This window comes from Spongiibacter sp. UBA1325 (assembly GCF_002306875.1).
Classification (GTDB): Bacteria; Pseudomonadota; Gammaproteobacteria; order Pseudomonadales; family Spongiibacteraceae; genus Spongiibacter; species Spongiibacter marinus.
Genome location: NZ_DBTD01000004.1, coordinates 417,204 through 441,923, shown reverse-complemented (window position 1 = coordinate 441,923; position 24,720 = coordinate 417,204). Strand labels below are relative to the sequence as shown.

Annotated in this window: 28 protein-coding genes; 14 read left to right on the top strand and 14 right to left on the bottom strand. The window is 56.1% G+C overall.

All coding sequences use genetic code 11. From position 1 onward, the window contains the following. Nucleotides 1-13: 13 nt before the first annotated feature. From B3K78_RS04825 to B3K78_RS04815, 3 genes are read right to left on the bottom strand one after another with little or no spacing between them, the layout of a single operon-like run. Nucleotides 14-688 (bottom strand): ChrR family anti-sigma-E factor, encoded by a 675-nt coding sequence (locus B3K78_RS04825; RefSeq protein WP_286694523.1) that lies wholly within the window; start codon nt 686-688, stop codon nt 14-16. Beyond that, complete coding sequence (locus tag B3K78_RS04820; RefSeq protein ID WP_036256790.1) at nt 685-1,245, bottom strand: sigma-70 family RNA polymerase sigma factor; 561 nt, start codon at nt 1,243-1,245, stop codon at nt 685-687. Before B3K78_RS04820 ends, B3K78_RS04825 begins: the two co-directional genes overlap by 4 nt. 3 nt (nt 1,246-1,248) lie before the next feature. Next, nucleotides 1,249-1,656 carry a DoxX family protein gene (locus B3K78_RS04815; protein ID WP_286694522.1) on the bottom strand — a complete coding sequence of 136 codons (408 nt, stop codon included), beginning with the start codon at nt 1,654-1,656 and terminating at the stop codon, nt 1,249-1,251. A 155-nt stretch (nt 1,657-1,811) separates the two neighbouring features. Between B3K78_RS04815 and B3K78_RS04810 the strand changes: the two genes are divergently transcribed. The 4 genes from B3K78_RS04810 to B3K78_RS04795 are packed head-to-tail and all read left to right on the top strand — an operon-like array spanning nt 1,812 to nt 4,937. After that, entirely contained in the window at nt 1,812-2,813 is a 1,002-nt protein-coding gene (locus B3K78_RS04810) for a cysteine synthase A (RefSeq protein ID WP_204995304.1), read from the top strand. Nucleotides 2,814-2,851: 38 nt separating this feature from the next. Beyond that, nucleotides 2,852-3,427, top strand: coding sequence for a LemA family protein (locus tag B3K78_RS04805; RefSeq protein ID WP_204995303.1), 576 nt, complete (start codon nt 2,852-2,854; stop codon nt 3,425-3,427). Between the two features lie 6 nt (nt 3,428-3,433). Then, complete coding sequence (locus B3K78_RS04800) at nt 3,434-4,330, top strand: GIDE domain-containing protein (RefSeq protein ID WP_204995302.1); 897 nt, start codon at nt 3,434-3,436, stop codon at nt 4,328-4,330. A gap of 10 nt (nt 4,331-4,340) precedes the next feature. Continuing rightward, nucleotides 4,341-4,937, top strand: a complete 597-nt coding sequence (locus tag B3K78_RS04795) for a TetR/AcrR family transcriptional regulator (protein WP_051171304.1) — start codon at nt 4,341-4,343, stop codon at nt 4,935-4,937. A 5-nt stretch (nt 4,938-4,942) separates the two neighbouring features. Here B3K78_RS04795 and B3K78_RS04790 read toward each other — a convergent pair whose 3' ends face one another. After that, on the bottom strand, nt 4,943-5,416 hold the full coding sequence (locus tag B3K78_RS04790; protein WP_286694521.1) for a DUF2489 domain-containing protein: 474 nt from the start codon (nt 5,414-5,416) through the stop codon (nt 4,943-4,945). A gap of 97 nt (nt 5,417-5,513) precedes the next feature. Between B3K78_RS04790 and mtnA the strand changes: the two genes are divergently transcribed. The 10 genes from mtnA (at nt 5,514) to B3K78_RS04740 (ending at nt 15,471) form a co-directional block, all read left to right on the top strand. Further along, nucleotides 5,514-6,572 carry an S-methyl-5-thioribose-1-phosphate isomerase gene (mtnA, locus tag B3K78_RS04785; protein WP_286694520.1) on the top strand — a complete coding sequence of 353 codons (1,059 nt, stop codon included), beginning with the start codon at nt 5,514-5,516 and terminating at the stop codon, nt 6,570-6,572. Continuing rightward, the gene (locus tag B3K78_RS04780) at nt 6,569-7,192 is read left to right on the top strand and encodes a methylthioribulose 1-phosphate dehydratase (protein WP_204995299.1); all 624 of its coding nucleotides are present in this window, start codon (nt 6,569-6,571) and stop codon (nt 7,190-7,192) included. Before mtnA ends, B3K78_RS04780 begins: the two co-directional genes overlap by 4 nt. 15 nt (nt 7,193-7,207) lie before the next feature. Further along, nucleotides 7,208-7,756 (top strand): 1,2-dihydroxy-3-keto-5-methylthiopentene dioxygenase, encoded by a 549-nt coding sequence (locus tag B3K78_RS04775; RefSeq protein WP_204995298.1) that lies wholly within the window; start codon nt 7,208-7,210, stop codon nt 7,754-7,756. Further along, nucleotides 7,753-8,433: an acireductone synthase gene (gene mtnC / locus B3K78_RS04770; RefSeq protein WP_286694519.1), complete on the top strand. Its 681-nt coding sequence runs from the start codon at nt 7,753-7,755 to the stop codon at nt 8,431-8,433. The genes B3K78_RS04775 and mtnC overlap by 4 nt, the downstream gene beginning before the upstream one ends. Nucleotides 8,434-8,515: 82 nt before the next feature. Then, entirely contained in the window at nt 8,516-8,995 is a 480-nt protein-coding gene (locus B3K78_RS04765; RefSeq protein ID WP_349676112.1) for a MerR family transcriptional regulator, read from the top strand. Between the two features lies 1 nt (nt 8,996). After that, nucleotides 8,997-10,166, top strand: coding sequence for an isovaleryl-CoA dehydrogenase (locus B3K78_RS04760; protein WP_286694518.1), 1,170 nt, complete (start codon nt 8,997-8,999; stop codon nt 10,164-10,166). Between the two features lie 17 nt (nt 10,167-10,183). After that, complete coding sequence (locus B3K78_RS04755; protein ID WP_204995294.1) at nt 10,184-11,791, top strand: carboxyl transferase domain-containing protein; 1,608 nt, start codon at nt 10,184-10,186, stop codon at nt 11,789-11,791. A gap of 11 nt (nt 11,792-11,802) precedes the next feature. Beyond that, entirely contained in the window at nt 11,803-12,597 is a 795-nt protein-coding gene (locus B3K78_RS04750) for an enoyl-CoA hydratase/isomerase family protein (protein WP_286694517.1), read from the top strand. 1 nt (nt 12,598) lies between these two features. Further along, the gene (locus tag B3K78_RS04745; RefSeq protein ID WP_286694516.1) at nt 12,599-14,569 is read left to right on the top strand and encodes an acetyl/propionyl/methylcrotonyl-CoA carboxylase subunit alpha; all 1,971 of its coding nucleotides are present in this window, start codon (nt 12,599-12,601) and stop codon (nt 14,567-14,569) included. A 2-nt stretch (nt 14,570-14,571) separates the two neighbouring features. Beyond that, the gene (locus tag B3K78_RS04740; RefSeq protein WP_286694515.1) at nt 14,572-15,471 is read left to right on the top strand and encodes a hydroxymethylglutaryl-CoA lyase; all 900 of its coding nucleotides are present in this window, start codon (nt 14,572-14,574) and stop codon (nt 15,469-15,471) included. A gap of 14 nt (nt 15,472-15,485) precedes the next feature. Here B3K78_RS04740 and B3K78_RS04735 read toward each other — a convergent pair whose 3' ends face one another. From B3K78_RS04735 to B3K78_RS04690, 10 genes are all read right to left on the bottom strand, one after another. Then, nucleotides 15,486-16,211, bottom strand: coding sequence for a sulfite exporter TauE/SafE family protein (locus B3K78_RS04735; protein ID WP_286694514.1), 726 nt, complete (start codon nt 16,209-16,211; stop codon nt 15,486-15,488). After that, nucleotides 16,204-16,377 (bottom strand): cbb3-type cytochrome oxidase assembly protein CcoS, encoded by a 174-nt coding sequence (gene ccoS / locus B3K78_RS04730; RefSeq protein ID WP_204995289.1) that lies wholly within the window; start codon nt 16,375-16,377, stop codon nt 16,204-16,206. Before ccoS ends, B3K78_RS04735 begins: the two co-directional genes overlap by 8 nt. Continuing rightward, on the bottom strand, nt 16,370-18,808 hold the full coding sequence (locus tag B3K78_RS04725; protein ID WP_286694513.1) for a heavy metal translocating P-type ATPase: 2,439 nt from the start codon (nt 18,806-18,808) through the stop codon (nt 16,370-16,372). The genes ccoS and B3K78_RS04725 overlap by 8 nt, the downstream gene beginning before the upstream one ends. Next, a complete protein-coding gene (locus B3K78_RS04720) occupies nt 18,801-19,319 on the bottom strand; it encodes a FixH family protein (protein ID WP_286694512.1) in 519 nt (172 codons plus the stop codon). Before B3K78_RS04720 ends, B3K78_RS04725 begins: the two co-directional genes overlap by 8 nt. A 15-nt stretch (nt 19,320-19,334) precedes the next feature. Beyond that, the gene (gene ccoG / locus B3K78_RS04715; protein WP_286694511.1) at nt 19,335-20,789 is read right to left on the bottom strand and encodes a cytochrome c oxidase accessory protein CcoG; all 1,455 of its coding nucleotides are present in this window, start codon (nt 20,787-20,789) and stop codon (nt 19,335-19,337) included. A gap of 6 nt (nt 20,790-20,795) precedes the next feature. Then, on the bottom strand, nt 20,796-21,686 hold the full coding sequence (ccoP, locus tag B3K78_RS04710) for a cytochrome-c oxidase, cbb3-type subunit III (protein WP_204995285.1): 891 nt from the start codon (nt 21,684-21,686) through the stop codon (nt 20,796-20,798). Further along, nucleotides 21,679-21,849 carry a cbb3-type cytochrome oxidase subunit 3 gene (locus B3K78_RS04705; RefSeq protein ID WP_084498078.1) on the bottom strand — a complete coding sequence of 57 codons (171 nt, stop codon included), beginning with the start codon at nt 21,847-21,849 and terminating at the stop codon, nt 21,679-21,681. Before B3K78_RS04705 ends, ccoP begins: the two co-directional genes overlap by 8 nt. Nucleotides 21,850-21,858: 9 nt before the next feature. After that, nucleotides 21,859-22,467 (bottom strand): cytochrome-c oxidase, cbb3-type subunit II, encoded by a 609-nt coding sequence (gene ccoO / locus B3K78_RS04700; protein ID WP_286694510.1) that lies wholly within the window; start codon nt 22,465-22,467, stop codon nt 21,859-21,861. Next, a complete protein-coding gene (gene ccoN, locus B3K78_RS04695; protein WP_286694509.1) occupies nt 22,464-23,897 on the bottom strand; it encodes a cytochrome-c oxidase, cbb3-type subunit I in 1,434 nt (477 codons plus the stop codon). Before ccoN ends, ccoO begins: the two co-directional genes overlap by 4 nt. Nucleotides 23,898-24,085: 188 nt before the next feature. After that, nucleotides 24,086-24,694: a Yip1 family protein gene (locus B3K78_RS04690; RefSeq protein ID WP_286694508.1), complete on the bottom strand. Its 609-nt coding sequence runs from the start codon at nt 24,692-24,694 to the stop codon at nt 24,086-24,088. Nucleotides 24,695-24,720 lie beyond the last annotated feature (26 nt).

Genomic DNA, 24,720 nt, shown 5'->3' with positions numbered 1-24,720 from the left:
TACGCAATCCCTTCTAGATTTTGATAAAGGGTTGCACCAATTTAGCGATCCACCCGCGGAACTCCAGTGGCGCATCCATCCCTGCCAAACAGATGCAGTCCTGGTCTGCATCGGCGATCGGCTGGTGCTCAACCGAACCGTCCAAATCAGCAAAGTCTCCGGCGTTGAACTTACCGAGACTGTCGCTATAACCACCGCGCAGAATCAGTGTCAGTTCGTGGCCGCGGTGGGTGTGAACGGGCATTTGCTTGCCAGCCGCTATTCTCAATAACTTGGCGTCCCCTTCCCCGCACTTCAAATCCACCTGTTTCATGCCGGGGACAATACTTTTCCACGGCAGAGAATCGAAGTCATCTTGGTCCACCAGGTTGCGCAGCAAACGAGGTAACTCGCTCCGAGACGCCGCCGCAGGTGAACTTTCGCGCGCCGCGGCTGGGCTTGCTTCGCCGCCCGGGTTCGCATCCAGCAACGCCATCATGGATTCGCGTCGCCCGTCTGAGAGCGGCTTCTCCTGCAACTGCGACATCAAGCTACCGCCAACGGCGTCAGCCTGCGCTACTCGTTCCCGGCATGCGCTGCAGTATTGCAAATGGCAACCCACAACCAGCGCCATGGCGGCTGGTAACGAGCCGGCCGCGTAGCTCAAAATTGTTTCATCGTTTGGATGATGTTCGATGTGCCCCATCATTCATTATCTCCAAAGTGCTGGCGAAACGCGCGTATCGCCAGCCGTAAACTAGATTTCACACTGCCTAGAGGCATCCCGGTCTCTAGCGCTATCTCACTGTGGCTTTTGCCTTCGTAATAAGACTTGTACACCACTTGAGCCTGGTTGTTTGGCAACTGCTCAATGACTCTCAAAAGTCGGTCGCCGTCTGCATTAATGCTCGGCTCGGGTTCGTAAGTCTCTGTCAAATTCTCGTCAGATTCATACGCTATCCCACGTTGTTTACGCAAACGATCGATCCACAGATTTCGCGCCACGCGAAAAAGCCACGTACTTACCGCGGCTTTTTCGCGCTTATACAAATGCGCTTTATTCCACAAAGCGAGCAGTGCATCCTGCGTCAAATCTTCCGCTAGTGAGGCTTCCACGCCTTGGCCCAGCAAATAGGCGTTCACCCTGGGTGAAAAGTGATCAAAAAGCAGCATAAAGCTCTTTTTATCCCTCTCACCGGCAACGCGCTCCATGCAATCCGCCCAGAATGCCCCTGTGCGCTCTTGTTGTGTGGCTTCTTTTGCCATGTATTAACCTCTTGAGGCCTCGTTTACGTTGGAGGACTGATTACGGATCATCCCTGATGTTGCCCATAAAATAGCGGCTATCAGCACAAATTGCAGCGGTATGCGCAACCATAGAACCGTGTCAGGTAGCTCGCCGCCGGGGCCTGCAACGCCCGCCATAGCTTGGTAGATATTGGCGGGCAGAACAGCGATGCAATACAGCGCCATAATCTGGCCAACTCGCTGGCGCCAACGAGATAAAAATATCAGTGGCGCAATCACCAGTTCGAACACACCGGTTAACCAAACAATCCAAACTGGGTATGGCAGAAACGGCGGCACGATAGCAGCAAACTCCTGGGCGAACAGAAAATGTGCAACCCCGCCCGCTAGAAAGAATAAACAGATCAAGCCACGAATTACTGCCTTCACCCTAATCTCCATTTTTGCAAAGGTGTACCCTAGCACCGCGCTGGCAGATTCTACACAGATGCTATCGGCATTTATCAACAATAGTCTAAATACAGGCGCTTGTGACCGCGTCCACCGCTCGTTAACATGGACGTATTCGCTGTGGAGAAGTAGTAATGACCTATAAGAGCATGCCGGAGCTCATCGGCAACACCCCTTTAATACAGCTGAAGGGAGTATCAGAACTCACCGGCTGCACTATTCTTGGCAAGGCGGAGTTTCTTAACCCCGGAGGCTCCGTCAAAGACCGCACAGCACTCGGCATTATTCGCGAAGCAGAACGCGACGGCTCACTGCGCCCCGGCGGCACAATTGTAGAGGGCACCGCTGGCAATACGGGTATTGGTTTGACACTGATCGCCAATGCTCTGGGTTATAAAAGTGTTGTTGTAATGCCGCAAAGTCAAAGCCGCGAAAAGATTGAGTTACTCGATCTCTATGGTGCAGATTTGCGGCTCGTTCAAGCCACAAGCTACAGCGACCCCAATCACTATATTCATACCGCCCGCCGCCTCGCTGAAAGCCTCAATGACAGCGAAGCCAACGGGGCCATTTGGGCGCGCCAGTTCGATAATACGGCCAATGCAAAAATTCACCAGGAAACCACCGGCGAGGAAATTTGGCGTCAGACCGACGGGCAAGTTGACGGCTTTATCTGCGCCGTGGGCACTGGCGGAACGCTGGCCGGCGTCAGTCGCGCACTCAAAGCCCACAACAAGGACATACACATCGGTCTTGCCGACCCACAAGGCTCTGCACTCTACAACTACTACACCCACGGCGAGCTGCAGGGCGAAGGCCGTTCAATCGCCGAAGGCATTGGTATTAGTTTAATCACCGACAATTTACGCTTGGCGGAAGTCGACAGTGCCCACCAGATCGCAGACGCGGAAGCGCTGCCCTACATCTTTGATTTGCTCCGCAATGAAGGCCTGTGTCTTGGCGGCTCATCGGCAATTAATATCGCGGGCGCCGTTGCACTGGCCCGCAAGTTGGGTCCCGGCCATACGATTGTCACGATTCTTTGCGACTATGGCGACCGTTACAAAAGTAAGCTCTACAACCCGGTATTTTTGGAAAATATGGGCCTGCCCGCTCCAGATTGGCCGGTGAACTGAGTCCTGCAATAACAATACAACACGGAGAGCACATCGCCATGGCCGTAGGCACGATGGTATTTCTAGCAGTACTGGTATTTACCGTACTCTACTTGGTTCTTATGTATAACGGCTTGGTGAATCTCAAGCACAACGTTGCCAAGCACCTCGCCAACATCGATGTGCTGCTCAAACAGCGCCACGACGAACTCCCCAAGCTCGTCGAGACCTGTAAACAGTATATGCAGTTCGAGCAGGACACCCTGCAAAAGGTTATCCTGGCTCGCCAACAAGTCGCTGACGCACAAGCTCAACACGACATAAAAAGCCTCGGGCAAGCGGAAAATGGCTTGCGCAGCAGCCTCGGGCAGCTCTTCGCTCTCGCGGAAAATTACCCAGAGCTCAAAGCAGATGGGGTATTTCAAAATCTCCACACCCGCATTTCTGCGCTCGAGAATGCCATTGCGGACCGCCGCGAGGTCTACAACGAAGCCGTCAACAATAACAACGTGCGTATAGAACAGTTCCCGGACGTACTGATTGCCCGAGCATTTAACTTCAAGGCCTTCGACTTGTTACAGTTCGAAAAAGCAGAATTGAAGGATGTGAATATCAGCACCTTGTTCAACAGCTAGCGCAATATGGAAGGGCTTTTCCATATTGCCTTATTGGGCGTAATAAGCACTGTTGCCGCCGTTGCCAGCTTTTCTCGGCTGGGACGCGCGCGCCTCATCGAGGACACCCCAACATCCAAGATCCGCTCAGCCTCTCAGGGCTATGTGGAGCTAATCGGCAGCGGCGAACGCCCGGAGCAAACCACGCCGTTGCTTAGTAAGCTATCGGCCAGCCCCTGCATTTGGTTTCGCTATCGCATAGAACGCTATGAGCGCAGTGGCAAAAACAGCCGCTGGCGTAAAATAGAAGGCTTCAGCAGCGAGCAGCCTTTTTTGCTCAACGACGGCAGTGGTCGCTGCTACATCTTCCCCGACAAAGCAGATATATCCAGCCACCGCAAACGCAGCTGGTATGGCAGTAGCCGCTACCCGATTTCGGGGCAGAAGCACTCGCTGTTTGGCCGGCGTTACCGCTATACCGAAGAGCTTCTCTGCGAGGGCGACCTACTCTACGCGCTGGGCCTTTTTGAAACCCGCCACCCGCCGAGCGACGCTCAGCGCAATCAATCGCGAATGGCGGAGATTCTCAAGGACTGGAAACAGGACTACGACAAACTCGTGCAGCGCTTTGACCGCGATAACAATGGCGAGATAGACCCGGCTGAGTGGGAGCTGGCGCGCAGGGAGGCCCTTCGCATGGCAGAGCGAGAAGCGCGTAAAAGCTCGCCGAGCCAAGCAGTGAATACGCTCCGTCACTCGCCCAATCGACAACAACCGTTTATCATCGCCACCTCAGAACCCGAATCCCTGAGTCGACGCTACCGCTGGCAGGCGCTAGCATGGTTAATAGTGAGTGTGGGCTGCGCCGCTGGCGTGGCCTGGCTTTTGCTTCAGGAAAACCTGTCGACGATAGGCGCAGTATAGGACCAGCACCATGACAACGCGGCGCAACACCCGTGAGCGCATTTTACAAGTGGCAGAGGAACTGTTTGCACAGCAGGGCTTCGCCGCGACTTCTATCAGTGAAATCGCCGTGCAGGTTGGTATCAGCAGCCCCGGGATCTACAAACACTTCAGCAACAAACTCGCCATATACGAGGAAGTTTGCGAACGCCTGATGGCCCCCCTGGTGGAAAAAACCAGCAAACTCCACACGGCTGCCAACTTCCTGGAGATCCGCGAGCAAATTCACACCATCATGAGTGACCTGAGCGCTCGCCCCAATATTGCTCGTCTGGTGCAACACGCCACACTGGCGCAAGATGAAACGCTGACTCTGCTCAGCGAGCGCTGGTACCGGAAAATATTCGCCTTTATCAGCGACGGCGCGAACAACCCCAATATCGAGTGGATACACGCCCCCACTGCAATGGCCTTCCACTGTATGATTTTGGGCTACGTGACACTGGCCCCATTACATCAATCCATCTTTGGCATAGACCCGATGGAGCCAAAACAGTTAGAGGCGCAATTGCAGCTGCAGCACGATATGGTCGACGGCTTCAATTTACTGCTGCCCGAGCAGCAATAAACCCATTACCTGGCTAATATTTCCGCAGCTTCTCGCATGGCAGCGCCGTGTTTCTCCTCGAGCGCAGCCATATGCTTGCGATAGTTCTCACGCTCCGTGCGACCCAGTGATTTCCAGGCTTCGTGAGTGGGGATATCTGCCAGTTCTGCCGCCATTTCAACAAACACCGCGGCTTGCTGCCGAACCCCAGCATCGATAGCCGGCTGATCAACCAGCACTGCGACCCGCAAGCACAGCTCACTGCCCCCCACCTGCCCGTCGAGGAAACACTTTGCCAACACGCGAATACTCTCGCGCGCCCCCAAGGCGTGCTCGTTGCTCGCTGGCTGAAATTCTACCACTGCGTCGTCTGCGGCCTGCACTGCAGCGCGCTGGGCCTTGGATAGCGCGCGCAACCGCATCAGCAGTATCGCGGCATAACTGGCCAATACCAAAATGATCACCGCACCCGCCACAAGCCACACTGTGTAGCCTTCCATAATTCCCCCAAGCCGTTTCGTAAAGGCGAGCATTTTACCCGCTATCAGCGGAGAACGCCCTGCCTTATAATGGCGCCCCCAAAAACGGAGGCTTGCCGTGTCTACGCCAGATGCTATCCGCTGGAACAACAACCAGCTAGAACTACTCGATCAACGCGCACTGCCCAATACCTGCGCCTACTTGAGCTACGACCGTGCTGAAGACGTTGCCCACGCAATACGCGACATGGTCGTACGCGGCGCACCGGCCATCGGCATTACCGCCGCCTACGGCATGGCATTGGCGTGTAGACAATGTGGTGAGCAGCCCAGTGTTGCCGCTTGGACAAACGCCTTAGCGGCACCTCGCCAGGCCCTGGCAGACAGTCGCCCCACTGCCGTGAACCTGTTTTGGGCGCTGCAACGTTGCGATCTCGTCGTGGAACAGTACGGCAACGGCCCGGGCCTTGGATCGGCGATGCTGGCATTGGCCCAGCAAATCCACCAGGAAGACATCGATATTAACCGGCGCATCGGCGACCACGGCGCGACATTAATCGAGCCCGATAGCCTGGTGTATACCCACTGTAATGCCGGCGCGTTGGCGACCGGCGGCTACGGTACAGCGCTCGGCGTCATTCGCTCTGCATGGCGTGAAGGCACTCTCCGCGGCGTGATTGCCGGAGAAACCCGGCCGTGGATGCAGGGTGCCAGATTAACCAGCTGGGAACTCATGCAAGACGCTATCCCGGTAACGCTGGCAACCGAGGGTGCAGCCGCTCAATTAATGCGCGAATTGACACCCAGCTGGGTCATTGTCGGGGCCGACCGCGTCGCCGCCAATGGCGATGTCGCCAACAAAATCGGCACCTACAACCTCGCCATTATCGCGCGTCACCACGGCGTAAAGATGATGGTGGCCGCGCCAACGAGCACCTTTGACCGCACGATGGATGGCGCTGACATCCCCATCGAGCAGCGCAGCGCCTCGGAGATCACTCACAGCCAAGGCACTGCCATTGCGCCGCAAGGTTGCCCGGCACACAACCCGGCCTTCGATGTCACGCCCGCGTCACTCATTGATGCCATCGTGACCGAACACGGTGTCATACATCAGCCAGGGCGAGACACCATCGCCGCTCATCTCGACAAAGCAGCAACCGGGAGCGCCTCATGAAAAAGACCAAGACCTTTTTCGACAAAGCGATCGCGCTGGCTGCCGCGGGCGCCGAGCTGTATCAGCGCGGCTGGGTGCCAGCCACTAGCGGCAACTTTTCGCTCCGCCTGGACAGTGATAGCGCGCTGGTAACCGCCTCAGGTAAACACAAAGGCCAGCTCGGCCCCACCGACTTTATTGCCGTCGACTTCGACGGCGCCGCGCTTAGCGACGGCAAGCCCTCGGCGGAAACCCTGCTCCACACCGCCCTGTACCGCCGCTTCGCAGACCTCGGCGCGGTCCTGCACTGCCACAGCGCAACGGCGACCATTCTGTCGCGGCTCCACGCCAGCGACGGCAAAATCACGCTGCGTGACTACGAGTTGCTAAAGGCTTTTCCCAACATTGACAGTCACGCGACGTCGGTTGATATTCCGATCTTTGCAAATACGCAAGACATCGCCGAGTTGGCCATAGAAGTAGATCAGTACCTTCAGGAATACCCAGCGTGCCCAGGCTATCTGATAGAAGGTCACGGTCTGTACTGCTGGGGGCAAACCCTGAACGACTGTTTACGCCACCTGGAAGCCCTTGAATTTATGCTGGACTGCGAGCTGGAAATGCATCGCTTGCGCCGCTAACCGAGGATCAACACCATGACAGCATTGCGCGTGTACCGCGACGATAACAGCGACGACATCGTTACCCAAAGCACTGACGCTGCCGAGATTCAACACCAGCTCGCCGCGCTCGGCGTGCGCTTTGAACAGTGGCGCACGCGCAGCGAGGTCAAAGCCGGTGATGATGCCGAGACGGTGTTAAAAACGTATCAAGCCGAGGTAGACGCCCTGGTTGCGCAACAGGGCTACCAGAGCGTCGACGTTATCAGTCTTGATAACAGCCACCCCGACAAGGCTGCCCTGCGCGAGAAATTTTTATCCGAGCACTGCCACAGCGAAGACGAGGTGCGCTTTTTTGCCGACGGTTGCGGCCTGTTTGCACTGCATATTGGTGCCATGGTCTACGAAGTGCTTTGCGAGCGTGGCGACCTGATTAGCGTCCCGGCAAACACCCCACACTGGTTTGACCTGGGACCCACTCCGGCATTGCTCGCGATTCGATTTTTTAACAATCCCGACGGCTGGGTGGCGCACTACACTGGTAGCGATATTGCCCAGCGTTACTCTCGCCTGGACACACTATGATCAAGGCTATTGTCACCGACATCGAAGGCACAACCAGCGCCATCGACTTCGTTACCCAAATTCTGTTCCCTTACGCCCGCAAACATCTGGGTGACTTTGTCGTCGCGCACCATCGCGAGCCGAAAGTCAGCGGAATACTTAAAGAAACCGCCCGCATTGCCAAACTCAATGCAGATGACCACTCGGCCATCATCCGTGTTCTGGAGCAATGGATAGATGAAGACCGAAAAATAACACCTCTGAAAAGCTTACAGGGCCTAATCTGGGAGCACGGCTATGCGAATGGCGACTTCCGCGCCCATGTCTACAACGACGCTGTCGCCGCCCTGACGCAGTGGCATAAACAAGGCATCGCCCTCTATGTTTACAGCTCGGGCTCGATCCTCGCTCAGAAACTTTTTTTCGGGCACAGCGAGGCAGGTGACCTTCGCAAGCTGTTCAGTGACTACTTCGACACGACCACCGGCCCCAAACGCGATGCCGCCTCCTACCGGGAAATCAGCCGCGCACTGGACATACCAGCCACGCAAACGCTCTTTTTGTCCGACATTGTTGAAGAGCTCGACGCCGCCGCCCAAGCGGGCATGCGCACGGTCTGGGTTCAGCGCAGCGGTGACCTTGTCGGTCACGCAACACATCAGTGCGTTAGCCACTTTGGCCAAATCCAGTTGAATTAAGGCTAGGTCCCTCGCCGCTGCTTGCGAACAAGCGGCGGCTCCCTCCCCCCCTTTGCTCAGTTCGTTACAGCACAGCGAAAAAGTGACACAAAAAGTTGACGTTAACGTAAACGTAATCTATAACATGCAACACAACCGCCTGAACCCATTCAAAATGACGCAACAGTACAGCATCTCCGACCTCGCCTCGGAGTTTGACATTACCACCCGCAGTATTCGCTTCTACGAAGAGAAGGGGCTCCTGCGCCCCATACGCAGGGGCCAAACGCGAGTGTATAGCAGCGCTGACCGCACCAAGCTGAAACTGATTCTGCGCGGTAAACGGCTAGGCCTGTCACTGGAGGAGAGCCGCGACATTATTGAAATGTACGCCCCCCAGCGCGACAACAGCCCGCAGTTGCAAAGACTGATCGACAAAATTCGCGAAAAGCGCCAGCAGCTAGAGCAACAACTCAACGATATTCAAACCCTATTACAAGAACTCGATGCCGCAGAGACGCGATGCCTTGACGCTTTAGACAACGCCTCGCCTGACCAGAGCATCACTGCTAAGGAGCCCTGATATGAGCACCGCCTACCCCAGCCTTAACTTCGACCTCGGCGAAGACATCGATATGCTCCGAGAAACGGTTTATCGCTTTGCACAGGCCGAAATTGCCCCGCGTGCAGAGAGCATAGACAAGGACAACCAGTTCCCCTTGGATCTGTGGCGTAAATTCGGCGACCTGGGCCTGCTGGGTATCACCGTCAGCGAAGAATACGGCGGCAGCGATATGGGCTACCTGGCGCACGTTGTGGCGATGGAAGAGATCAGCCGCGCCTCGGCCTCTGTGGGCTTGTCCTACGGCGCGCATTCCAATTTGTGCGTAAACCAGATCTTTAAAAACGGCAACGCGGCACAGCGCGAGAAGTATCTGCCCAAGCTATGCAGCGGCGAGCATATCGGCGCGCTGGCGATGTCAGAACCCAACGCCGGCTCGGATGTGGTGAGCATGAAACTCCGGGCAGAGAAAAAAGGTGACCGCTATATCCTCAACGGCAACAAAATGTGGATCACCAACGGCCCCGACGCTCACACCTATGTGATCTATGCCAAAACTGATCCACAGGGCGGCTCCAAGGGAATCAGTGCCTTTATTGTCGAACGCGATTTCCCGGGCTTCTCCCGCTCCCCCAAACTCGACAAGCTAGGTATGCGCGGCTCAAATACCTGCGAGCTGGTATTCCAGGACTGTGAGGTCCCTGCAGAAAACCTCATGGGCAATGAGGGCGACGGCGCGCGCATTTTGATGAGCGGCCTGGACTTCGAGCGCACGGTGCTGTCTGGCGGGCCCACGGGGATTATGCTGGCTTGCATGGACGTCGTGGTGCCCTACTTACACGAGCGCACCCAATTCGGCCAGAGCATTGGCGAGTTTCAGTTAATGCAGGGCAAGGTCGCCGACATGTACTGCGATCTCAATGCCAGCCGGGCCTATTTGTACACTGTCGCAAAAAGCTGTGATCGCCGAGAAGAAACCCGCAAAGACGCCGCCGCCGTCATTCTGTATACCGCTGAAAAGGCCACACAAATGGCTCTGCAAGCCATTCAAACTCTCGGCGGCAACGGCTACATCAACGACTACCCGACAGGCCGCCTACTTCGCGATGCCAAGCTTTACGAGATTGGCGCAGGCACCTCTGAGGTTCGCCGTATGCTGATCGGTCGAGAACTGTTTAACGAAACCCGCTAAGTGATTGGAGACCTGCTATGACCGTGCTTAACACCCGTGTCGACAAACACAGCGCTGAGTTTCAGGAAAACTACCAGGCCCTGGCCAAAGAGGTCGAGGCACTTCGCAACAAGTCGGAAGAAATTGCCCAGGGCGGTGGTGAAAAAGCGCGTGAGCGCCATCACCAACGCGGAAAAATGCTGGCCCGCGAGCGCATCGACGCCCTGCTGGACCCCGGCGCCGCCTTTTTGGAAATCGCTCAGCTGGCGGCTGAAGGAGTCTACGGCGAGTCCGTGCCTGCGGCGGGCGTCATCGCCGGTATCGGGCAGGTTTGCGGCATCGAATGTATGATTGTCGCCAATGATGCCACGGTTAAAGGCGGCTCCTATTACCCCCTGTCTGTCAAAAAGCACCTGCGCGCGCAGACGATCGCCGAACAAAACCACTTACCCTGCATCTATCTGGTGGACTCCGGCGGTGCCAACCTGCCCCGCCAGGATGAGGTTTTTCCAGACCGCGAACACTTCGGCCGTATTTTCTATAACCAGGCGAATATGTCGGCGAAGAATATTCCTCAAATCGCCGTGGTGATGGGCTCCTGTACTGCCGGCGGCGCCTATGTGCCTGCCATGGCTGACGAGACCATTATTGTTAAACAGCAGGGCACCATCTTTCTGGCTGGCCCTCCGCTGGTAAAGGCGGCAACGGGGGAAGTGGTCACGGCCGAAGAGCTTGGCGGCGCCGACGTGCATTGCCGCGAGTCGGGCGTTGCTGATCACTACGCGGAAAACGATGAGCATGCCCTGCAGCTGGCCCGACAGGCCGTCTCAAAGCTCAATCGCCAAAAGCCGCAACAGCTGGAGCAATGCGAAACCAAAGCACCGCTCTACGCCGCCGATGAACTCTACGGCGTTATTCCCAACGATAGCCGCAAGCCCTTCGATGTGCGCGAAGTGATCGCGCGTATTGTTGACGGCTCCGACTTCGACGAATTTAAGGCGCTGTTTGGCAGCAGTTTGGTCTGTGGCTTCGCGCGGCTATACGGCTACCCGGTGGGCATCGTCGCGAACAATGGCATTCTGTTCAGTGAATCTGCACAAAAGGGCGCCCACTTTATCGAGCTGTGTGCACAGCGCAAGATCCCGCTGATATTCCTGCAGAACATCACCGGCTTTATGGTAGGAAAGCAGTACGAAGCCGGCGGCATTGCTCGTCACGGCGCCAAAATGGTGATGGCAGTCGCCTGCGCCCAGGTTCCAAAATTCACCGTCGTTATCGGCGGCTCCTACGGAGCGGGCAATTACGGTATGTGTGGCCGCGCGTATGAGCCGCGCTTTATGTATATGTGGCCCAACGCGCGAATCGGCGTGATGGGCGGCGAACAAGCGGCCGGTGTACTGGCCGACATTAAACGCGCGCAATACCAACGCCAGGGCGAGAGCTGGAGCGATGAACAGGAGCAGGCCTTCAAACAGCCGATCCTGGATAAATTTGCCGAGCAGAGCCATCCCTTCTATGCCTCGGCACGATTGTGGGATGACGGCGTTATCGACCCTGCGGATACCCGCCGTGTGCTGGGCATGAGTTTGTCTGCCAGCTTAAATAAAACCATCGACGACAGCCGCTTCGGCGTCTTCCGGATGTAGGAGTGCAGCCCATGACAGATGCGACCCTTATCTGCGACGTCGACCAACGCGGCGTCGCGACTCTTACGCTTAACCGGCCAGCACTTCACAACGCCTTTGACGATAGCCTTATCGCAGAGATACATGCCGCACTGACGACGCTGGCGGCCAACCCCGCGGTGCGCTTGTTGATATTAGCCGCCAACGGGAAGAGCTTTTCTGCCGGTGCCGATGCCAACTGGATGCGGCGCATGGCCAACTACAGCGTAGAGGAAAATCTGCGCGACGCCCGCGCATTAGCGGCCCTGCTAGATGCGCTGAACGGCTTCCCCCATCCGACCATCGCCCGGGTAAACGGCGCGGCCTTTGGCGGCGGTGTCGGCCTGGTCAGCTGCTGCGATATGGCGATTGGAAATACGCGAGCAAGCTTCTGCCTGAGCGAAGTAAAGATTGGCCTGATCCCCGCGACCATCAGCCCCTATGTGATCAATGCTATCGGTGGGCGCGCCGCGCGACGCTACTTTCTTAGCGCCGAGCGATTTGATGCCAACACCGCCACCGAACTCGGGCTGCTGAGTGAGTGTGTCGATGACGAGCAGCTCGACGACCGTCTGGATCAACTGGTTACACAGCTGCTCGCCAATGGCCCCTGCGCCATGCGGGCGGCAAAACAGCTAGTGTTGGACTATCAAAATTGCGAAACCAATAGCGCGCTGATCGAAGATAGCTGTCAGCGCATCGCCGATATTCGCGTCTCCCCCGAGGGGCAAGAGGGCCTGACCGCCTTCCTGGAAAAACGCCAAGCTGCTTGGCATAGCGGAGAGTAAAATGTTCAATAAAATCCTGATCGCCAACCGCGGCGAAATCGCTTGTCGGGTCATCGCCACAGCCAAACGCCTGGGCGTGGCAACCGTTGCCGTATACAGCGATGCCGACCGCAACGCCCAGCACGTTGCCCAGGCCGATGAGGCCTACTATATCGGCCCTTCAGCCGCGACTGAGTCTTACCTCTGCGCTGACAAAATTCTCGACGTCGCACAGCGCAGCGGCGCCGAAGCCGTCCACCCCGGCTACGGTTTTCTGTCGGAAAACGCTGACTTCTGTCGAGCATGTGATGCCGCTGGCATCGTCTTTATTGGGCCGCCTGTCAGCGCGATTGAGGCCATGGGTTCCAAGTCGGCAGCGAAGGCGATTATGAGCGAGGCCGCCGTGCCGCTGCTGCCAGGCTACCACGGGGACGACCAGGACGACGCGCTGCTAAAACAGGCGGCGGCCGATATTGGCTACCCGGTGCTACTCAAGGCCAGCGCCGGTGGCGGCGGTAAAGGCATGCGCATTATCTGGCAAGCCGAGGACTTTGACAGCGCTTTGGCGGCCACCCGCCGCGAGGCCATCAATGCATTTGGCGATGACAAAATGCTGGTGGAAAAATACCTCACCGGCCCTCGCCACGTGGAAATTCAGGTATTTTGTGACGGCCACGGCAATGCCGTTCATGTGTTTGAACGCGACTGCTCGCTGCAACGCCGCCACCAGAAAGTCATTGAAGAGGCGCCGGCCCCAGGCATGAGCGCGTCACTGCGTGAGGCGATGGGCGACGCCGCCGTGCAGGCCGCAAAAGCGATTGGCTACTGCGGCGCGGGTACGGTGGAGTTTCTGCTTAACAGCGACAACAGTTTCTATTTTATGGAAATGAATACCCGCCTGCAGGTAGAACACCCTGTCACTGAAATGATCAGCGGCCAGGACTTGGTGGAGTGGCAGCTTCTGGTCGCCAGCGGTGAGCCACTGCCCTGCCAACAACAGGAGCTGCAAATTCGCGGACACGCCTTTGAAGCCAGGCTCTACGCCGAAGACCCCGAGCAACAGTTCTTGCCGCAGACGGGACGCTTGAGCACCCTGCACTTTCCCACTGAAAACGCCCATACTCGCGTCGACTCAGGGGTCATCGCTGGTGATACCATCAGCATGTACTACGACCCCATGATCGCCAAATTGGTCGTGTGGGATGAAGACCGCGAGCGTGCGCTCAAACGCTTACAACAGGCACTGTGTGAATGTCATATTGATGGCCTGACCACGAACAGAGACTTCCTGTATCAACTGGCCAGCCACACTGCCTTTGAAGCCGCTGACTTTGACACCGGCTTCATCGACAAACACTACGACGATATGCGCCGCGACGAGCAACAGCGTCAAGCGGAGCAACAGCCCCATCTGCACGCCCTAGCCGCTCTCCACTACCTGCTTTGCGAAAGCACTCAGTGCAGTAGCGACTCACCCTGGAAACAGGACAGTTGGCGCTTGAACCTATCCCGCTCACGTGAACTCGCGTTAACGATCGACGGGCAGCGAGTCAATGTTGGCGTCAGCCACCTCAGTGATGGCTGGGCCTTAACCATCGATGGCCAGCGCTTCCACGTGAACGGCAACCTCAATGGCAACAGCGTTACGGTGGAGATCAATGGTTGTCGAAAACAGCTGCGGCGCAGCACTAAAGAGGACTGCCTGTTGTTCACCGAACGTGGCCAGGCATTGCGCTGTGAGCCCCATCGCTATCAAAGTGCCAGCGACGAGCAACATGGCGGGCTGTTAGCACCGATGAATGGGCGCATCGTCAGTCTACTGGTAGAGCCCATGCAGTCAGTCCAACAGGGCGATGTACTGATGATTATGGAAGCCATGAAAATGGAACACAGCGTGACCGCGCCATCAGCCGGCCACGTTGCCAGCTTCCACTTCGGCGAAGGTGACCTGGTTGAGGGTGGCGCCAGCTTACTCAGTTTCGAGGAGGCCTAGCCATGCTCCCCAATCGCGTAAAGCTGGTAGAAGTCGGCCCCCGCGACGGCTTACAGAATGAAAAACACGCCATCAGCGTTGCCGACAAAGTGGCTTTGATTCAGCGGCTTGCAAACGCTGGCGTCAAGCATATTGAAGCCGGTAGCTTCGTGAACCCCAAGTGGGTGCCGCAAATGGCCAACAGCGAAGCAGTGTTTGCCGCCCTTCCCGACGACGAAGTCTGTTACAGCGCATTGACGCCCAACCTGCAGGGACTCGACCGCGCGCTCGCCGCTGGGGCAAAAGAAGTGGCGGTATTTGCCGCTGCATCGGAGGGCTTCTCGCAAAAGAATATCAATTGCAGTATTGCCGACAGTCTCAAGCGCTTCGAAGCGGTAATGCAAAGGGCCAACGACGCCAAAATACGCGTGCGCGGCTATGTATCCTGCGTGCTCGGCTGCCCTTACGACGGCAGCGTTTCACCACAGAAGGTCCTCGAGGTGAGCCGGGAAATGCTGGCGATGGGCTGCTACGAAATATCGCTGGGCGACACCATTGGCGTGGGTACCCCCGCGTCGATGAACCGTTTACTCGACTGTTTGCTTGCCGAAATATCGCCCGAGCAGCTCGCCGTGCATTGTCACGACACCTATGGTCAGGCGCTGGTCAACATTTACGCTGCAATGCTGCGCGGCATTGCGACCATCGATAGTTCGGTTGCCGGCTTAGGGGGCTGCCCCTACGCAAAAGGGGCGTCGGGCAATGTGGCAAGTGAGGATGTTGTGTACCTGCTCAGCGGCCTCGGCATTCACCACGGCATTGACCTGTCTGCGCTTATCGATGCGGGTAACGCTATCTCGGGGATCTTGGGCCGCCCCAACCAATCCCGAACCGCACAAGCGCTGACGGAGCAGTCAGCGTAGCGGATCAGTAATTGTCAGTGGTGATGGTGCTCCATTGACTGGCCAGCACCATCAGTCGCCCCCGAGTGACCACCGTGCGAACCAAACAGGGTCGACGCGGAAAAGACCGCCCACAGGATCATGAATACCGCAACGATATTTCGAAAGAAGCTGTTGCGCAGCCATGCCAGTGCACTGCGCTGCGCGGCACTGACTGCCAACATCGCCGGAAGCGTGCCCAGGCCAAAGAAAAACATCAGTGCCGCCGCCTGCGACGCGCTGCCACTGGTACTGGCCCACGCCAGGCTGCTGTATATCAGCCCACAGGGCAAAAAGCCCCACAGTACACCCAGCGCCAGCGCTTTGGGCAAACGGTCAGCCGGCAGTAGTTTCACGGTAAGCGGCTGGATACGACGCCAAATTTTCGCGCCGCCGCGTTCAATAAGGCCACCGCCCCGCCACCAGCCTGCCAGTGCGACGGCGACCATAATCAGTAGCACGCTCGCCAATAATCGCAACGCCTTGCCAACGACCATAAACTCCGCGCCAAGCCACGCGGCAATACCGCCGCCGATCGCGCCAATGAGGGCGTAGCTGCTGATTCGACCAAATTGAAAGCCCAGCATTAAGGTTGGCGATCGCCCCGCGCTGGACGCCGCGCTAAGCGCGCTGATGGCACCGCACATTCCCAAGCAGTGCGGGCTGCCCATCAAGCCGAGCATAAACGCCGCCGTGTAATTGATGTTACTGGGATCAATCATCGTTTTTGTCTGCGCGCTTCTTACGGCGTTCGTCATCGTAGAGAATCCGCTGCGCCTCGCGGTCAAGATCGTCAAATTGACGATGATTCACCGCCCAAAAAAAGAGCGCGCAAATGGCGACGAAAAACACCAACGCGACCGGAAGTAGAATATATAAACTAGACACTGGCCAACTCCACATGCTGAGCATTCAGCGATCGCTGTTGTTCTTGCCTATCCAAACGCAGGGCATTTAACACCACGACCAGCGAGCTCAACGACATACCGATTGCTGCTAACCACGGCGGCACCAAGCCCGCTGCGGCCGCTGGCAAGGCCGTGCCGTTATACAGCAAGGCCCAGAATATATTTTGCCGAAGAATACGCCCCATCTTGGCGGATTTGGTAAACAACAACTCGATCAAGCTTAAGCGATCACTCAATAGCGCCACATCTGCACAGGAGCGCGTCAGGTCACTCGCCCCCGCCATCGCGACTGAGACATCGGCGGCGGCAATAACCGGCGCATCATTAACGCCGTCACCGACCATAAGTACCGTGCCGCCCATTGCCTGCAGTGAGCTAATACGGGCCAGTTTATCGGCAGCCGTGCAGCCCGCTTGATACTCATCAAAGCCCAAAGCGTTGGCGAGAACGGCGACTTGATCAGAGCTGTCACCGCTTAACAACACACTGCGCACACCGCGCTGCTTTAAAAAGGCCAGCGCCTGCGCAGCGCCATCACGCAGAGTGTCTTCAAGGAAAAAACGCGCCGCAAGTTTTCCGTTTTTAGCAAGGTACACAGTCATCAGCTCATCGCTGTCACCTTGCTCGGCAAGGCCGCAAAACTCACGTCGGCCAATTTTATAGCTGTCGCCATCAATAACGGCGCTAATTCCCTGCCCGGCCTGCAAATCGAGCTGACTGGGCGCCAGCGCTTTCAGTGCGTACCCCGCAGCACCGAGGGCATCGACTGAAAAAGCCTGCGCAATCGGGTGGCTGGATGGGGCTTCAAGTGCGGCGGCAATACTCAGTGCCTGGCATTCGTCTAACTCGCCGGCAAGTTCCACTTTCAACAGGCGAGGACGACCCTCGGTAAGCGTGCCGGTTTTATCAAAAATAACATGGCTGATGCCTGCCAAATTCTCAAGCACCGCCGCATTGGCAACCAAGGCTCCGCGGCGACGCAGGCCGCTGACCGCCGCAGAATAACTGCTGGGGGTAGCCAGCGATAATGCACAGGGGCAACTCACCACCAACACCGCAAGTGCGGTGAGAAAAGCACTGTGGCCAGGGTTGAAAGACCAATAGGTATAGGCCGCCGCTGCGCAGAACAACACAAACAAGGTGAAGTAGCCACTGATCCGGTCGGCGAGCTCTGCTATCGGGGGTTTAGCAAGGCGCGCACTGTCGAGCAACTGATCAATTTGCGACAAGCGACTTTGCTCTGGGTGGCCCTGAAGGCGAAGACACAAGCTGCCATCAATATTGTGGCTACCCGCCAGTACGGTATCGCCGGGCACTTTACTGCGCGGCATAAACTCGCCGGTGAAGGCGCTATCCTCAACACTACTCTGCCCGCTGACGACCACACCATCCACGGGCACCAGCTCACCGGGCTGCACCAGCAGCTCATCGCCATCCTGGAGTGCCGACAGCGCCACCCACTGGTTTGCACCGTCGGGCGCAACTTTCCTTGCTGTGAGGGGAAGTAGTGGTCGAATCGAGGATTCGCGGCGCAACTGCACCGCATTTTGCAGGTAGCGGCTGAGCAGCAAGAAAAAGCAAAACATGCTCACCGTATCGAAATAGACGTGACCTTCCCCGCTTACCGTCGCCCTTAGGCTGGCACCATAGGCGGCGAGCATAGCGATAGAAACCGGCACATCCATGCCCGCTCGGCCTGCCTTGAGACCCCGCCACGCGCCGGAAAAAAACGGTTGTGCGGAATACAAAATCACTGGCGTGGCAATCGCCAAACTAAACCAACGCAGCAATTGACGGATATCGGTGTCGATGCCTTGAAAGTCGCCAGCGTAAAGTGCGATGGCAGTCATCATTAACTGCATCATCGCCACGCCAGCCAAACCAAGGCGCCTTAACAGGCTTTTCTGTCCTTCTTGCAGTTGCTGGAGATGGGCCTCAGCAGACCAGGCTTGAACGCCGTAGCCGAGCTGATGAACCGACGCAAAAATCTCGCTGAGCTGAACCTGGGCGGGACACCACTCTACTGTTGCCATGCCGCGCTGCAAATTGACACGGACTGCGTTGACACCATCGATTGCACCGAGGCGATTTTCGATTAACCAGGCGCAGGCCGCACAATGCATATCACTGACACTGAGCTGGCTCTGCCAACATTCACCATCGGCGTGGGAGAACTGCTCGAATACGGCGGGAGAATCGTATTGCAGATAATCTTCAGCGCTGGCCGCAGGGCGGTTAGCTTGCTGGTCCCGCATGCGGTAGTAGTCGTCCAGACCCGCTCCCAATATGCACTCCGACACTGCGACGCAGGCCGGGCAGCACATCAACCGCTCTTGGCCATCGATAATTAAGCTGTAGCGGCCTTTCGCTGGCAACGGCTCACCGCAATGAAAGCAGCTTGTCTCAGCCACCGATACGGCTCACCAAGAGGGCTTCCCGCCGGCTATTCAGATCGACCTCTCCCTTTAAGCGCCAACTTTCCGCCTCGGGCAAACCGACACTCTGTAAGGTCAGATACCAACGTCCCTGCGGAAGCGTGTCGACATCAACGCGATAGCCGCCCTGAGACTCACGAGACAACACCACACTGTGATCAAGCTCCTGGCTGGTCGGGTGTTGTAACAGCAACTGCACATGGTCTGGCCATGACACGGTATTGCCGGAGAGCTCGAGGAGAATACTGCCACCCGAAGCAAAATCGATCGCCGCGGAGATATTACTCTCTGCGGCGCGGCGATCCTGCGACAAACGCTGGTTAATCGCCAAACCTTCTTTGTAGTAATCGTCGGCAACCAGGTTATCGGCGTGCTTCATCGAAATGGCGACGGTGGACAGCCCCGCCACCACGACAGCGCCTGGCAGTACAATTAAGAACCACGGCCAAAACTGGCGATACCAAGGGGTGTTAGCGGCGGCATTCATAGGCACAATTTAACCTTAACGCTGAGGAACCGGACCAAAGAAACTGCTTTCAACTTCGGCAACACTGCTCTCCTTGTCCATTTGCCGTACGCTGATCGTGATCGGCGAACGACTGGAAGGAAGGCTGTCTGCGCGAGCCTGCAGTCGCATTGGTAAGTCTAAGAGCTCTCCGGATTGTAAACTGATTTCCTGCTTGTGGAAGTTCTCGAAGTTTATCTCACTCTCGACAACGACCTGATAGCGATGCTCCTGCTGCGTTTTATTCGCGATCTTTACGGTATAGCTATTTTCAATCATGCCGTCCTGCACTTCGGTGAATAGCGCCTGACGGTCGCGCAGCACGCTTAATTCAATCACATCGCGATCAGCAATATTATAGGCTAACAGCCCCACCATCAGCGTCATCGCTACCACATAACCCAGCAGGCGCGGACGCATGATATGGGTCTTCTTGCCCTTTAAGCTATTTTCCGTTGCGTAGCGAATCAGCCCGGGCTCGTAACCCATTTTATCCATTACCGAGTTACAGGCATCCACACACAAGGCACAGCCAATACACTCGTATTGAAGACCATCGCGAATATCGATCCCAGTAGGACAGACTTGCACACACAACTGGCAATCTATGCAATCACCCAGGCCAACGTCCTGGGATTGCGCTTCCCGTTTTCGTGAGCCACGGGGTTCACCGCGCTTACTGTCGTAACTGATAATTAGCGTGTCGGGGTCGAACATCGCTGATTGAAAACGCGCGTAAGGACACATATACATGCACACTTGCTCACGCATCCAACCGGCATTGAGGTAGGTCGCGGCGGTAAAGAACGCGATCCAGAAGAAAGCCCAGCCATTCGCTGAGAGGTCAATAAAGTCGACGGCAAGCTCTCGAACGGGGGTAAAGTAGCCGACAAAGGTGAAGCCGGTTAAAAATGCAAAGCCCAGCCACATAGAGTGTTTGTACGCCTTCTTGCGCAGCTTTTCGAAGGACCAGGGCGCCGCGTCAAGCTTGATACGCTGGTTCCGCGTTCCCTCAGCCTTCTGCTCCATCCACATAAAGATACTGGTCCATACGGTCTGCGGGCAGCTGTAGCCGCACCACACTCGACCAGCGAGGTTGGTCACCGCGAAAAGACCAAAGGCAGCGATGATCAATACCCAGGCCAACATCGTCATGTCTTGTGGCCAAAAGGTGAGCCCGAGAACGTGAAATTGCCGCGCGGGCAGGTCAAACAGGACCGACTGACGGCCATCCCAATTTAACCACGGTAGAATGATATAGCCCAACAACAGCGGCCAACCGGTGAATACGCGAATGCGCTGATAAAACCCTTCAATTGCGCGAGTGTATATTTTTTCTCGCTTTTGGTAGAGATCGATTTCCCCAACTTCCGCCGGGACTACAATTTCTACCGCTAGGTTTTCTGGCTTTGTTTCACTACCGCCAGCCGGTTGCCGCTCCTGAGTGTTCATAGCAGATTATGGTTCCTCTTCTGCAAGCTGATAAACATAGGCACTGAGTAGGTGGATCTTCGCTGCGCTCAAATTGTCAGCATGCGCCGGCATTTTTCCTGACCGGCCATTGGCGATACTGTGGATAATCTTGCCGGTGTCACCACCGTACAGCCAAATGTCGTCATTCAACCGGGGGGCACCCATAGCAATATTGCCCTCGCCCGATGCACCGTGACAGCCTGCACACAGCATGGTGAACTTCTCGCGCGATTCGGCATGCTCCGCCGAGGCGCTCGCCTGAGCATCGCGTAAGCTTTGCACGTAAGCCCCCATCGACTTGACACCCTCGGCGCCGAGTACCGACTGCCAACCAGGCATCATGCCACTGCGACCATCGCGAATAGAGTGAGCAATTTGATCCGGACTGCCTCCGTACAACCAGTCGTTGTCGGTCAAGTTCGGAAAGCCGTAGCTCCCTTTTGCATCATTGCCGTGGCAAATCGCACAGTTATTGGCGAACACCCGCTTGGCAATACGCATCGCTTTGGGGTCGGCAACCAAGGCCTCGGCATCTTTCTGCATAAACTCAGCGTAGAGCGCTTCGTTCTTTTGCTTTGCCGCATCCACATTGCCCTGCCACTGCGAAACCGACGTCCAATTCAACAGGCCGGGGAATTTACCCATGCCAGGGTAGGCCAACAGGTAGCCCGCACCGAACACCATGCTGAGCACAAACATCTTGATCCACCAAGATGGCATAGGATTATCGTATTCCTCGATACCATCGTAAATGTGACCTGTTGTCGCACCGTCTTTATGCTGATTGATCTTGCGATTTGACAGCAGAAGCCATGCCAAAAGCACATAGGAGACTGCCGTTAGGACAATGATCCAGCCACTCCAAAAATCACTCATCTCGGCTCTCCTGCTTGGCTTTACTTTCGTCTACAAATGGCAGCTGAGCTGCTTCGTCATACATCGATTTACGGCTTCTTCTATACACGTTGAAACACACACCCATGAAAGCCAGGAACAGCAACAACGTTGATAAAGCACGTAGATTGTCTTGATCAAACATACATCCTCCTCAACGCTTGTACTTGATTAGTGTTCCCAGCTGCTGCAAGTAGGCAACCATGGCGTCGATCTCTTTCTTACCTTCCACTTGGGAGGCCGCTGTGGCGATGTCGTTATCGGTGTAGGGCACACCCACTTTGCGCAGCGCTCGCATTTTCTTCCCAACTTCATCGCCATCGATCTCGTTCTTAAACAGCCAGGGATACGACGGCATAATGGATTCGGGCACGACATCGCGCGGGTTATACAAGTGAGCACGGTGCCACTCGTCGCTATAACGTCCGCCTAAGCGCGCCAAATCGGGTCCTGTTCGCTTGGAGCCCCACAGGAAGGGGTGTTCGTAAACAGATTCACCAGCAACAGAGTAGTGTCCATAGCGCTCTGTTTCAGAGCGCATAGGGCGAACCATTTGCGAATGACATACGTGGCAGCCTTCACGGATATAGATATCTCGACCGGTTAGCTGCATAGCGTTTAATGGTTTCAAGCCAGCAATCGGCTCTGTCGTTTGCTTTTGGAAGAAAAGCGGCACGATCTCCACCAAGGCTCCAAAACTAATGGCGACAATGATAAAAATAATCATCAAGCCGATATTTTTCTCGACGACGTCGTGATTCATGCTTCAGCCCCCGCAGTATTTGCCACCAGTTCCTTAGTTTCTTTGCTGGAAATGGTTTTCCAAACGTTCCAAGCCATCAACAACATGCCGACCAGGAACAGGAACCCACCAAACAGTCGCACTACGTAGCCTGGGTGGCTGGCGATAACCGATTCAGCAAAACTGTAGGTCAGGCTGCCATCGGCGTTGTAGGCGCGCCACATCAGGCCCTGAACAATGCCGTTTACCCACATGGATGCGATGTAAAGCACGGTACCGATGGTGGATAGCCAAAAGTGTGTATTGATCATATTGACGCTGTACATTTGCTTGCGATCAAAGAGCACGGGAATCAAGTGATAAACCATGCCGATGGAGATCATCGCCACCCAGCCCAATGCGCCCGAATGAACATGACCAATCGTCCAATCAGTGTAATGAGAAAGAGAGTTAACGGTTTTGATCGACATCATCGGACCTTCAAACGTCGACATACCGTAGAAAGAAAGCGACACAATCAGGAAGCGCAGAATGGGGTCAGTGCGCAGTTTGTGCCAGGCACCACTGAGGGTCATCATACCGTTGATCATACCGCCCCATGAGGGTGCCAGCAGGATCAGCGACATCACCATACCCAGGCTCTGTGCCCAGTCAGGCAGCGCGGTATAGTGAAGGTGATGAGGGCCAGCCCAGATGTATACAGAGACCAACGCCCAGAAGTGAACGATCGATAGCCGATATGAGTAGACCGGACGCCCAGCCTGCTTAGGAACGAAGTAGTACATCATTCCCAAGAAGCCTGCCGTCAGGAAGAAGCCCACAGCATTGTGCCCGTACCACCACTGGATCATGGCGTCGACAGCACCGGAGTAGGCCGAATAAGACTTGGACATGCTCACTGGAATCGCGGCGCTATTGACGATGTGAAGCACCGCAATGGTCACGATAAACGCGCCGTAGAACCAGTTCGCCACATAAATATGCGACATCTTCCGACGCATGATCGTGCCGAAAAAGAGCACCGCATAGGCCACCCAAACTACGGCGATAAGCACATCTATCGGCCATTCAAGCTCGGCATACTCCTTAGCGGAGGTAAGCCCCATGGGAAGCGTAATCGCCGCCAGCAAGATGACCAGCTGCCACCCCCAGAAGACGAATGCCGCGAGGCGGTCCGACAGTAGCGCCGTTTGACAGGTGCGCTGCACCACAAACAGCGAAGACCCCATCAGAGCACAGCCACCAAACGCAAATATAACCGCGTTAGTATGCAGGGGTCGCAGTCGCCCAAAACTAAGCCAGGGCGTGTCGAAGTTGAGTTGCGGCCAAACCAATTGCGCTGCGATGAGAACGCCGACGGTCATTCCGACGATGCCCCATATCACAGTCATAATGGTGAATTGCCGCACCACTTTGTAGTTGTAAGTTGGATGTTCTTGCGAAGATGTCATGACAGTTCACGAACCTCAGGTGGACTATGCGCGAACCGGCAACAAGCGCCGTTCGGGCAGACATGATGGAGGTGGGTATTGTCCCAGCAGGTGGGGGCCGCAATGCTGACCCAGATCAACAGAAAGCTAAACAGGCCTGCGACACTATGCCGCAGAAAATTTACCTTCCTACCGACTCATTTATGCCGCTAATCAGTGAACACCGGTGTCATTCCCATATCCCAGAGAATAACCACCGCGCCCATTAGCGCCATAAATATCACCATACAGATTGCGACTACCGCCGAGGCGTACAAAAAGCCGCGCTCTTCAGGAATTCCCATCGCCAGCGGAATACCTAAATACAGCAGGTATACAGACCAACCCAAGGCCAGAATACCCAGGGTCAAATCAAACCAGAAAAGAGGAAAGAAACCGCAAAGCCCCGCAATGAACAGCGGAGTTGCCGTGTATCCAGATAAAACGATGCCCTTGAGCACCGACGAGGAAGCGCCATAGGTCTCGGACATCCAGTGAACGAAATAACCGATCACCGCCAACGAGCCCAACATCGCAAAATAGAAGGCAATGACAATCTGCAGAGCACTCGCCTGCGTCAGGCGCACCACCTCGCCATCGCCCACCGTCCAACCCACTTGGCTGGCACCGTAGTACCACGCAACGCATGGCCCAATGGCAAGAATGATGGGGTACAGCAGCTTGGCCGCCAAACCCTCATCGCCGGCATCGGCAACCATGCGCCACTGCTTACGGGGACTGAACAAAAAACCTAGGGGATTGCTAATTATTGCACTCACGGCCTACTCACTCTTTCCGGGGAGAT